General features: G+C 38.4%; 10 protein-coding genes. 5 read left to right on the forward strand and 5 right to left on the reverse strand.

Features of this window, described 5'->3' with window-relative positions; all coding sequences use genetic code 11:
• The coding region (locus K1X82_13075; GenBank protein ID MBX7183038.1) for a hypothetical protein at window positions 1-684 on the forward strand (684 nt) is incomplete at its 5' end.
• A 245-nt stretch (window positions 685-929) separates the two neighbouring features.
• On the opposite strand, the gene K1X82_13080 is transcribed toward K1X82_13075, so the two are convergent.
• From K1X82_13080 to K1X82_13100, 5 genes are all read right to left on the reverse strand, one after another.
• Window positions 930-1,352 carry a DUF1761 domain-containing protein gene (locus K1X82_13080; GenBank protein ID MBX7183039.1) on the reverse strand — a complete coding sequence of 141 codons (423 nt, stop codon included), beginning with the start codon at window positions 1,350-1,352 and terminating at the stop codon, window positions 930-932.
• A gap of 686 nt (window positions 1,353-2,038) precedes the next feature.
• Complete coding sequence (locus K1X82_13085) at window positions 2,039-2,569, reverse strand: YceI family protein (protein ID MBX7183040.1); 531 nt, start codon at window positions 2,567-2,569, stop codon at window positions 2,039-2,041.
• 99 nt (window positions 2,570-2,668) lie between these two features.
• A complete protein-coding gene (locus tag K1X82_13090) occupies window positions 2,669-3,709 on the reverse strand; it encodes a hypothetical protein (GenBank protein MBX7183041.1) in 1,041 nt (346 codons plus the stop codon).
• 48 nt (window positions 3,710-3,757) lie between these two features.
• Window positions 3,758-5,440, reverse strand: a complete 1,683-nt coding sequence (locus K1X82_13095) for an AarF/ABC1/UbiB kinase family protein (GenBank protein ID MBX7183042.1) — start codon at window positions 5,438-5,440, stop codon at window positions 3,758-3,760.
• A 125-nt stretch (window positions 5,441-5,565) separates the two neighbouring features.
• Window positions 5,566-6,297: a dienelactone hydrolase family protein gene (locus K1X82_13100; GenBank protein ID MBX7183043.1), complete on the reverse strand. Its 732-nt coding sequence runs from the start codon at window positions 6,295-6,297 to the stop codon at window positions 5,566-5,568.
• Window positions 6,298-6,438: 141 nt separating this feature from the next.
• On the opposite strand from K1X82_13100, the gene K1X82_13105 reads away from it, so the two are divergent.
• The 4 genes from K1X82_13105 to K1X82_13120 are packed head-to-tail and all read left to right on the forward strand — an operon-like array spanning window position 6,439 to window position 11,137.
• On the forward strand, window positions 6,439-6,891 hold the full coding sequence (locus tag K1X82_13105) for a tetratricopeptide repeat protein (GenBank protein MBX7183044.1): 453 nt from the start codon (window positions 6,439-6,441) through the stop codon (window positions 6,889-6,891).
• A 39-nt stretch (window positions 6,892-6,930) separates the two neighbouring features.
• Window positions 6,931-8,163, forward strand: coding sequence for a 4-hydroxy-3-methylbut-2-enyl diphosphate reductase (locus K1X82_13110; protein MBX7183045.1), 1,233 nt, complete (start codon window positions 6,931-6,933; stop codon window positions 8,161-8,163).
• 2 nt (window positions 8,164-8,165) lie between these two features.
• Entirely contained in the window at window positions 8,166-9,581 is a 1,416-nt protein-coding gene (locus tag K1X82_13115) for an FAD-binding protein (protein ID MBX7183046.1), read from the forward strand.
• Window positions 9,582-9,583: 2 nt separating this feature from the next.
• The gene (locus K1X82_13120; protein ID MBX7183047.1) at window positions 9,584-11,137 is read left to right on the forward strand and encodes an ABC transporter ATP-binding protein/permease; all 1,554 of its coding nucleotides are present in this window, start codon (window positions 9,584-9,586) and stop codon (window positions 11,135-11,137) included.
• Window positions 11,138-11,438: the final 301 nt, after the last annotated feature.

Below are 11,438 nucleotides of genomic sequence, written 5' to 3' on the forward strand. Positions count from 1 at the left end.
GAAATGGCCAGAAATCAAAATCCTTCCCAATGGATTAATAAACTTGGAATTGGCTACTTTAATTCCAAACTTGCCGCCCAGGAATTGGTTAACCATTATATTCAACACAAAGGTATTCAGGCATTTTCCATTTACCCGGGTACCATGTTTGGCCCTTACGATTATTTGATTGGGAATGGTATGTACCTTCTTTCACTTTACCAGGGCAAAATGCCCGCTGTTTTAGATGGAGGATTACCACTAACCCATGTTTTAGATGTTGCTGATGCATGCATTTCTGCCATGAACTTGGGTAAAGTGGGTGGACATTATGTTCTAACCGGACAAGAAAAGGATCAATTGACTTTAACCGAAATGTGCAGGGTAATTACCCGGCGTCTCGAACTTAAATTCCCCGACAAAAAATTTACACCACCTAGTTTTATTGTACCAAAAGGAGTTGCAATGCTGGCAGCTTATTTTTCTGAGTGGTACTCCCGAATCACAAATACTCCATGCATGTTAAGCCGCGATGCGGTTAAGGCTGGTTGTCATAAAACCTGGTACAGCTACAAGGAAGCTGAGCGAGAAATTGGATATCAACCCAAACGAAGTTTTGAATCAGGTGTTGATGAAATGATTGACTATTACCAACTTCATGGCTTATTTCAGGTCAAAGAAAGATTCTTGGATAAAAAAAAATGATGTTTATTATACCCAAGTTATTGGGGAAATAGTCCAAAACCTCGAATGAAAATTACTATGATAAATGCCAATGCTGTTTAGGCAAATTCGTGCGAAGTATAATCGGACTATTACAGTTTTGCAACAGGAATAAAAACTTCCATCAAACAAAAAAAAGAGCGGTAAGACTGAGAAAATCAAATCTTACCGCTCTTCACGCTTACACCCCGGGCATAAGCGAAATATATCGACCTATTTTACCAGGTCTACCAGTTAAACACCGAAGTACTTTGCCAGCCACAAACCACCCCGCACATCAAAGCAAGGGTCAACGTCCAGTAACCAACATTAATTAAAATGTATTTAAAACCTTTTCTTTCAAACAATGAATTCGTTCCTAAAACCGGCAACACAAAAAATAAACTTGAAAAAATACCATGTACAATACCATGGTGAAAGGTACGAAAATTAGATCCATACTTTTCAATCATCATCAGGAAATCAGCATTCGTAATAGGATTTTCTTTCATACCGGGCTCATTAATTAGCAGGGAAAACAAACTAAATTGATGTATAGAAAGAATTTGCGCAAAATAAGCTAGCATAAAAGCAAGCAAAAAAGATACGCCAAAAATAACCAGCATATTGGCTTCCTTAATTTTCTCTTCGGCAAGGCCGCTTGCCTCCATCCATGCCTTTCCCAGAACACTTGGATTATACCAAATAAGCCGGTAATGGTTGGAATAATGGTAGCCACTAGAATGGCAAAAAAATTGATTTCCATATTAATTTGATAATTAGTTAGGTTCAAAATTAATTATTTATCGACTAGTTTTACAGGAAGAGAAAATAATCCTAAAAACGCAACACATTTCGGGGTTGGTCCGGGTAGGGATAGAGGCAAGTAGCCCACAGGCGAACGCAGCGCTAGCTAAGTTCGACGAGGACTACAGCCGAAAGCCCGACCATGAGCCTTTACCAATTTGGTCAATGCATAAAACTAATGCGAATGGGACCCGCCAAATAAGAATAAAAAACTAAATTTCAAGCAGATAACTTTTCTTTTCAATTGACTTGAACCCATATTATTATTACACTTTCAGATTATCCTTTTGCGGGCCCCCTTCCGCCCAAACTAATTTACTTTCTGATTTACCAATTATTGCAATGGGCGTTCGGGTCACGCTATCGGCTGTAGTCCTCGTCCCCCTAGGCTAACGCCATCGGGGTCCTGTGGGCTACTTGCCTCTATCGTTGCCCGAGGTGCAACTCCCAAAAGCTGTATTTCAAACTTAGTAAGGGGGAAACCTAAGGCTTTAAAACAAAAAAAGGGAATCAGCTTATAGCCTATCCCTTCGAAATAAAAAAATTGGAATTATTGCTTTACCAATTGTATGTCGCAACTAATTTGGATAGTGTCTGAAACCAATACACCACCGGCTTCGGTAGCGGCATTCCAGGTAAGGCCCCATTCTTTGCGATCTATTTTACCATTGATAGTAAAACCGGCGCGAGTTCCTCCCCAAAGATCTTTCACAACCCCACCAAATTCCACATCAAGTTTTACCGGTTTGGTAATACCTTTTATAGTCAAATCGCCATACAATTCGTAGGAACCATCGTTGTCAACATTTTCATATTTGGTTGCCACGAAAGTCATTTTCGGGAAATTAGCAGAATCGAAAAAATCCGGAGATTGAAGGTGACCATCGCGTTGTTGATTGTTTGTATCAACGGAAGCAGTATCTGCAGAGAAGCTGATTTTTGCTGTAGAAAAATCATCACCTTCTGTTTCTGCATTAACCTCGAAGGAATTAAAAACACCTTTTACATTGGTAATCATGAGGTGTCGTACTTTAAAGCCTACCTCGCTATGGGTAGGGTCTAGGGTCCATTTTGTTGCCATTGGTTTTTATTAAAAATTGATGGCACAAAAGTGGAGACAAGGAAAAAGATTAAGGTAGGACAAAACCTCTGAAAGATGGTATTATACCCAAAACTGGTATTACGGCCACCTAAATTTTAACTGGGAGGTGTATTGCCCATCTGTCAATTCCTTAGTTGAAGGTGAGTTTAATAATTTCCCTTCACGAACAGCTCTTAAACGGCTGGTAAAAATCCCATAACCACCTTCAATATTGGAATACACTGCTTTATCCTGAACAATGGTGGTAGTTTGTTGATTAAGATTTAGAAAATTATAAAAGTCGTTGGTTCCAACATCTACAACAAAATCGATACCATCAAAAATTCTAACCAAGGTATCTCCCGGATTAGGAATGGCGTTTTGCAAGAATTTATAGAAAGATTCACCAGGCAAAACTATGTAAACATCACTTTTATTATTAAATTCTGAACGATTTATGGCAGCTTGTTTCCAAGTTACCTGGCTTGGTAAAGTATCTGTGACACCTAAGCTATTTTCATAAACGGCTCTGTATTTAAAAACCACATTTAGCTCAGACACATATCCATTATCACCGATATTCCAGGCTACTTTGTAAGTGGCATAAGTACCCAATTGAGTTGCAAATACTGCGGTTGATGTAGGATTTGCATTAGGGTTTGAAATGTTAATCTGTTTAATGAGAGGAGTTTGAGAAGTGTAGATTTCTCCATTTTCATTGTTATGCACTTCCAGCATTAAATTATAATCAGGGTCGATGGTTTGGGTAGTTGCATATAATTTTTGTTGTCCACCAAAGAAGACACCTGACTCTTTTGAATCAACGTAAGTTTCGGTTAAAATAATTTCTTTAGGATTTTTATAAATGTATTCTCCAGTAGTTTCGTTGATTTTGTAAGGGATTAACTTTACAACAATGTCTTTAAAATAGTTGGAATCAGGAATTTGTGAAAAGATATAGGCATCCCCTTTACCAAGGAAAGCTTTTTGGATGCGCACATAATGAACTGAATCAGAAGGATTGATAGCAGAGTAAATAACCGGGATAGCTTTGTAATCGGAAAGGATATCGAGGTCAGTTTTACAACCTGCAAAAAGAGAAACGATGCAGGCGAAACCGATTAATACTTTTAATTTCATAGGTACAAAAGTAGTTTACAAATTGGAAGTGGGAATAAGGAGGGCTAACTATTTATATTTTCTGCGGCGAAGCACAGCCCAAAGGAGCACTAAACCCAGTCCGGCAGCAGTAAACAATCCCATAGCACTAAGCCAGGGAATGCCGTATTGCAATTTTGCTTCTTGCGGAAAATCGGCGGTAGTAATGATTGCGGAACCTATAATTAAGGAACAAATAATGAGGGTAAGAGACATCCTGTTGGTAAGGCTATCTAATTTTTTCAGCAAATAGCCATAACCTTGAAGTTCGACTTCAAAATGAAGTTTTCCTCTTTGTAATTTTTGAAAAAGCCCTCTGGCTTCACCAGGAAAGGTATTTAGAAAATTGCCAACTCGATTGAACTGGAAAGTAGCTTCCTGCAGGATATTTTCAGGTTTGAATTTATCCTTAACCATTCTTTCCCCGTAAGGTTCAATGAAGTCGTAGGTATTAAAATTGGGATGTATTGTTTTACCGATACCTTCCAAAATGGCCATTGCTCTAAAAATCAGAAAAACACTTGGAGGGATGGTGATTTGGTAATCATACATCAGCTTTTGAATACGGAGAGTGAAATCTGCTATACTACTTTCGCTAATATCGAGGTATGCAAAATCTTCGATGATTTCATTCACATCGTATTCAAATGCCCGCATATCATGAATTTCGTCTTTAATGGCTAGTCTACGAAAATTAAGAGCCATTTCACGAGAATCCTTTTGAGCCATGCTTATAAAAATACCGGCAAAGGCTTTTTTATCTTTAGGCATTATTTGGCCTACCATACCGAAATCGATTAGGCAGATGGTACCATCTTGTTTTACCAGAACATTTCCGGGGTGCGGATCAGCATGAAAATACCCATGTTCAAAAATTTGGGTAAGGTAAATATCCATACCTGTTTCCGCAATTTTTTCGGGATCTAGGCCCCATTCTCGCAGTTGTTTGGCATCGGAGATTTTGCAGCCCCTTGCAAATTCAATGATGAGAACCTTTTCTGTACTAATTTCCCTGTAAGCTGCGGGAACATAGAAATTGGTATATTCTTTATAGTATTTTCTAAAACGGTCGATGTTTCGGGCTTCATTCCGATAATCGAGCTCCTTCATCATGCTTTTGGTAAAGGTTTCCACCATTTCCTGGGCATTGTTCATACCTTGTTTTTTAAGGTAACGATCGGCACGACGAACAATATCAGCTAATATGGTAAGGTCTCGGTCGATTGTATCATAGATATGAGGTCTTTGAACTTTAACAACCACTTCGTCACCATTTTTAAGTCTGGCACGGTGAACTTGCCCAATCGAAGCAGAGGCTAAAGGTTTGGGGTTAAAATCATCAAATACTTCATCGATGGGTTGGCCCATTTCCCGTTCAATAATGACCTTAGCTTCTTCAAAAGGGAAAGGAGAAACACGATCCTGGAGCTTTTCTAATTCCTTAATTAAAGCTTCCGGAAGAATATCAGGTCTGTTGGAAAGAACCTGAGCCAATTTAACAAAGGTAGGACCAAGTTCTTCAGCAGCGAGGCGAATACGTTCATAACGGGTATATTCGAAAACCGGTTTTTCATCCCTCAGCCAGGTTACCCTTCTATCTTCGGAAACAAAATTGCGAAGGGTGCTATTTACCACAATATCCTCAAAGCCATATTTTACCAATATGCTTATGACTTCGCGGATTCGACCAATATTTCGGATGGATAAAAGCATAACCTTTAGGGCGAGGCGAAGGTATTAATTATAGGCGAAAGAATAAAGTCGGATAACAAACAAAAATTCAAAAAAAACCATTTGTTTGAAACGACAAAAAAAATGACCAAAAATGGATTGGTCGATTAATCTTTAATGTTTTTGAGGAAATTTATGATGTTCAGCCAATAATCGTTGTGGTTTTTATTGGCAGAAATTAGGGATTTTGCCCCATGTTTTCCTCCAAGTGAAGGAGCAAAAATAATTTTTTTTGCAGAGATAACTCCGCTCATCAAGGTACGTACATAAGGCTCTTCATCAGCGGCACAAGCTGCGAAAACCGGCTTGGCAAAACCGGTAATATTTTTTTGAACATTTAATTGAATATCGAAATACTCGCCGGGTGAAAATGCCATAACTGCTTTAACTCTGGGATCATCTTTACCGGCAATTAGAGCCAAGGAAGCAGAGAATGAACTTCCCAAAAGAATTACATTTTTCCGTGATTTTGCCTGAGCATAACCTATGGCTGCAATTACATCCTGCAAGGCATCCAAGTATTCGGCAGACTTTCCAAAATTTTGCGCCTTCATCGCGGTTTCATTGGTAACCCCAGCCCCTTCATTACCACTTCTTAAATCAACTGCCAAACAATTGTATCCCAACTTATTAAACCTTGGAGCTATTTCACGAAACTCACCTCTGCTGCTTCTTGCTTGATGAAATAGAATGATGTAAGGGGCATTTTTATCAACCAAATACTCATCGGCAGTAATTTGCATTTGATCAGCAGCATTGAATGAAACTTGTTTAAAGGTTTGACTTGGAGAAACAAAGTTAAAACCGAGTAGAAAAAGGATAATTATAGGAAATCTCATTTGGCAAAAATAATTCACAAATCTTGAGTTGCATCAGATTATAGTTCGAAAAAAAATTTTAGGTACAAAGTTTGCATAGTTTGGATTAAATATTTTAGCAATTTAGCCGATTATTAAATTTAGCTTAGCAAACATTTAAACTTGCATAACCTCTGTAGAAATATCCTTTTATTCTCAGTATGGCTTTTTCTGTCCATTTCTTTGGAATGTTTTGGACAAAAGTCTGCTTCAGAATTTATGAATTTGGGTCTTAGCAGGTATTATGCGCAAGATTATGAAGGTGCTGTTGAAAACTACACAAAAGCTATCCAGTTAGAGCCAAACTTTGCTAATGCCTATTATTTTAGGGCAAAAGCACATGAGAAATTGCTTCAGTTGAAGCAGGCATTAGACGACTTAACCCAGGCCATTAAATACAAACCTGATTTTGGCGAAGCATATTTTCATAGAGGCAACATTTATGAAAAAATGACAAAGAAAGATTTAGCATGTCAAGATTGGACCAAGGCAAGTTCGCATGGTTATTACGAAGCCAACTATGTGATAAAGCAGAAATGTGGAGTCAAGAAAAAATCCTTTTCAGAAGATGATTAATTGTCAACGAAAATGTTGACCTTTGTCCATTCTTAGCGGATGAAGCAATTTAATATTCCCAACTTTTACCGATCGTCCATTATAGGACTATTAAAGGAAAACAGAAAAAACAAGGATCCAAGAAAAAAAGACTTTTCTCCGTCTTTATTAGATTTTGGACAGGTTAGGTTCTTAATAGCAAGGCATTTTGGATTTTGTTATGGAGTAGAGAATGCCATAGAAATTTCATACAAGGCCATAGAAGAAAACCCAGATAAGCGGGTTTTTTTATTGAGTCAAATGATTCACAACCCGGATGTAAATGCAGACTTGCAAAGTCGAGGGGTTAAATTCATTATGGATACTGAGGGCAAACAATTTATTCCATGGGAGGAATTAAAAGCGGACGATGTTTTGATTATTCCGGCTTTTGGCACCACTTTAGAAATTGAGTCAATTATTTCCACCATTGGAATTGAGGTTCATAAATACAATACCACCTGTCCATTTGTGGAGCGAGTTTGGAAAAAGAGTGAAAAATTGGGGAACGAGAACTATAGTATTATCATTCATGGGAAATACAACCATGAAGAAACCCGAGCTACTTTTTCGCACAGTGCAGCCGAAGGGCCTTCCTTGATTGTAAAGGATATTGAAGAAACCAGGTTCTTAGGTGAAATCATTAAAGGGGAACGAAATCTTGAAGAATTCGCATCCAAATTTAAAGGCAGGTACAGTGAAAAGTTTAATCCTGCTGAACATTTATTGCGAATTGGAGTTGTAAATCAAACAACCATGCTCGCTACCGAAACTCAAGAAATTGCAGAGTATTTAAAGGGAATCATGATTGAAAAGTTTGGAATTGAAGAACTGAATAATCACTTTGCCGACACCAGAGACACTTTATGTTATGCAACCAACGACAACCAAAGTGCAACTTTGGGTTTACTCGAAGAAAATGCTGACTTAGCATTGGTAGTTGGAGGGTACAACAGTTCCAATACCTCCCACTTGGTTGAATTATGTGAACGAAAGTTTCCGACCTACTTTATAAGTTCTGAAAAAGAAATAATTGGAATTGACCAAATTAATCACTACGACTTTCATCACAAACAAAGGATTGTTTCCAACACTTTCCTACCTCATGACCAAAACCCGATTACTATTGCCTTAACCAGTGGCGCATCCTGTCCGGATGCCATTGTAGATGGAGTAATAAAGAAAATTCTCGGCTTTTTCCCTGAATCCAAACCAATGGAAGAAGTATTTCTTCAATTCGCTAGTGATAAATAACCATGACGTATAATCGAGTTACTCCGGAGATACTGAAAAGTTTCGTTGAAATTTGCGGAAAGGACTTTGTTCTTATAAACGAAAGCGAAAGAGCCAAGTACGACCACGACGAAACGGAAGATCATCATTTTTTGCCGGAAGTAGTATTAATTCCGGGAAAATCAGAAGAAATTGCCTCCATTCTAAGGCTTTGCAACAAGCATTTAATACCCGTTACCCCAAGAGGTGGAGGCACCGGATTAAGTGGGGCTGCGTTGCCGATTTATGGTGGAATAATCATTTCCATGGAACGGTTTAACAAAATTGTAGAAATAGACAGTTTGAATTTACAAGTAACCGTTGAACCCGGAGTAATCACAGAGGTATTGCAAAATGCGGTAAAAGAAAAAGGTTTATTTTACCCTCCGGATCCGAGCAGCAGAGGATCCTGTTTCATTGGAGGAAACCTGGCCCATAATTCCGGAGGCCCCAAAGCGGTAAAATATGGAGTTACAAGAGATTATGTTTTGAATTTGGAAATTGTAACTGCGGAAGGAGAAATTACCTGGACTTCAGCTAATGTTTTAAAAAACTCTACCGGATACAACCTAACCCAACTTATGTGTGGAAGTGAAGGGACATTAGGAATCATAACCAAGATTGTTTTAAAACTCAGGCCCTATCCGCTCCATGATGTGCTCATGTTAGCTGCATTTCCTAATTTAGAAACTGCTTGTCGTGCAATCTCTGCTATTTATTTAGCCGGTGTAGTTCCAAGTGGAATGGAATTAATTGACCGACTATCGGCAGACCTTACCTTACACTATTTAGAAGAGCTTACCGGTTCAAAAGTCCAAATTCCTGCACAAGAAACTATTGGAGCCTACCTTTTAATTGAACTTGATGGAAATAATATGGATGTGCTTTACAATGATGCCGCTATCATTTCAGAGACTTTGGTTTCCTTTGTTTTAGATGATCCATTGTTTGCAGAAACTTCCGAGCAAAAAGATAATTTATGGAAACTAAGGAGACAAATTTCACCGGCGGTTAATTCATTTACGCTTACAAAAGCTGAAGATGTTGTAGTACCAAGAGGTAAGTTGCCGGAACTAGTAAACGCAATCCATGAAATTGGGAAAAGCTACGGTTATCGAACTGTTTGTTTTGGGCATGCCGGAGATGGGAATTTGCATCTAAACATCCTAAAAGAAAATCTGGATGATTCCTATTGGAATAAAGAAGTCAATGAAAGCATTGGATTAATTTTTTCCAAAGTAGTTGAATTAGGCGGCACTTTATCCGGAGAACATGGAATTGGAATTGCCAAAAAGCCCTACCTCCAATTGGCTGTTTCACCAATTCAATTAGAGCTGATGAAAGGAATTAAAAAGGTCTTCGATCCAAATAACATTCTGAATCCCGGAAAAATTTTCTAGGCATGAATAGCATCCAGGGAGTTCTTAATCTTCTTTCATTTTTTTGGAAAGACCTAAGAAAACTACCTATTTCCATTTTATTGGCTTTACTTTATACCGGAACCATTTTGGTACCCGTTTTTTTCCATGAACATTTCCAACATATACAATGGCTAACCATTTGGGCTATCATCGTTAATCTTTTCCATTTAATTGCAAAACGAATTTCGATTCGATTGTCTAATTCCAAAATAAATGAAATCCGTTGGGCACTTCTTAACCGAATCAATGCGGCAGGTGCTTTAGAGAATGAGCAAAAATCGGTAGCTGAAAGATTGGGTAACTTCAATTTATTAAGTGATCAACTATTCTATGCCGGTATTTCTATTTATGGACAACTTATTTACGGAGTATTATTCCTTGCCGGAGTATCAGCATTTTCTGTGTACATCTATGGATTTCAACTCCTTCTCATCGTTCCAGGAATGGCAATTATTTGGCTTGTGAATTACTTACTTATTAAAAAAATAAAAGCTTTGCATAGTCGCCACCACCAAGGTTATGTTGAACTAAATAAAGAACTGGTAGGGATTTCGTCCCATTATTTACCATTCAAAAGTTTACAATTGCTTGATTTAAAACTCAAAAAGCTTTATGAGGACTTAAAGCATTTTGGGAAAAGTGAAATTGCTGTTCAGGATTTACGAGATATCAATACCTTCTTAAACCAAAGTATCATTGTTTTGGCCTTTGTTTTGGTGGCCCGGAATTTCAAATCGGGGCTAATGGTAGGAGATGTATTGATATGGACAGTGATCACCTTTGAGGTAAAAAAAATACTCATCGCTTTGTTCCAGGCCAATGGATATATTTATCAAGGAAGCATGGCCTTTTCAAAAATTTATCCTGAACTGGAATTCCAAAAAATCAAAGTAGAAGCACCCATCAAAAACGAATGGGATTCCATTTCGTGGCAGGGCTTAGAATTTTCATATCCGGGAAAAAACCAGTTAAAAAAATATCCCGATTTTAGTATCAAAAAGGGAGACAAAGTTTGGATAAAGGGCACTAACGGAAGTGGAAAAACTACTTTATGGAAGCTAATTTTTGGGTTTTACCCGGCTAAGAAAGGCGAAATATTCATTTCGCCTCAACGAACACCACTAAATCCTGATACCCTTTCTATTGGTTTAGTTACCGAACCGGTAAATTTAATTCCCGGAAAACTGTGGGAAGTTATTGGAGCTTACAAAATGACCAGGGAAGAAGTAATCGCTCAAATTAACCGCTTTGGTTTGGATGGTTATTTAGAAGGAATTCCGGAGGGATTGGAGCATGATTTAGGAAACAATGCCAAACTCTTATCAGCAGGACAATTAAAAATTACCCAATTTCTTCAGGCAATAATAAAGAATCCGGATGTTTTAGTCCTAGACGAGCCCTTTACAGCCGTGGATGAAAAATGGTGCAAGGTAATTTTAGCCATTATCAATAACCAGCTGACAGATAAAACCGTGCTATACATTTCCCATCAAGATTTAGGAATCAACCTTACCAGGGAATATCAACTGGATTAATTAGGGGCTGCCGAAAAACCCTCAGGCTATTTAATTTAAGTCACTTAAGCACTTATTTGCCTTGGATGGTTGCGATAATTCCTCCTAGTTCACCAAGAATTCCTTGCAGAATACTGGTAGATACCATTGTAAGTTGAGGCAGAAAATAAACTAAGAGGTTGCACCCTTCGGGCAACGATAGAGGCAAGTAGCCCACAGGCGCACGCGGCGCTAGCCAAGTGGGCCGAGGACTACAGCCGATAGCGTGACCCGAACGCCCGTGCAGGTTGTTTTGGGCTTTATAAAATGCAGGTTGGGCGGA

The organism is Bacteroidia bacterium (assembly GCA_019695265.1).
Classification (GTDB): domain Bacteria; phylum Bacteroidota; class Bacteroidia; order JAIBAJ01; family JAIBAJ01; genus JAIBAJ01.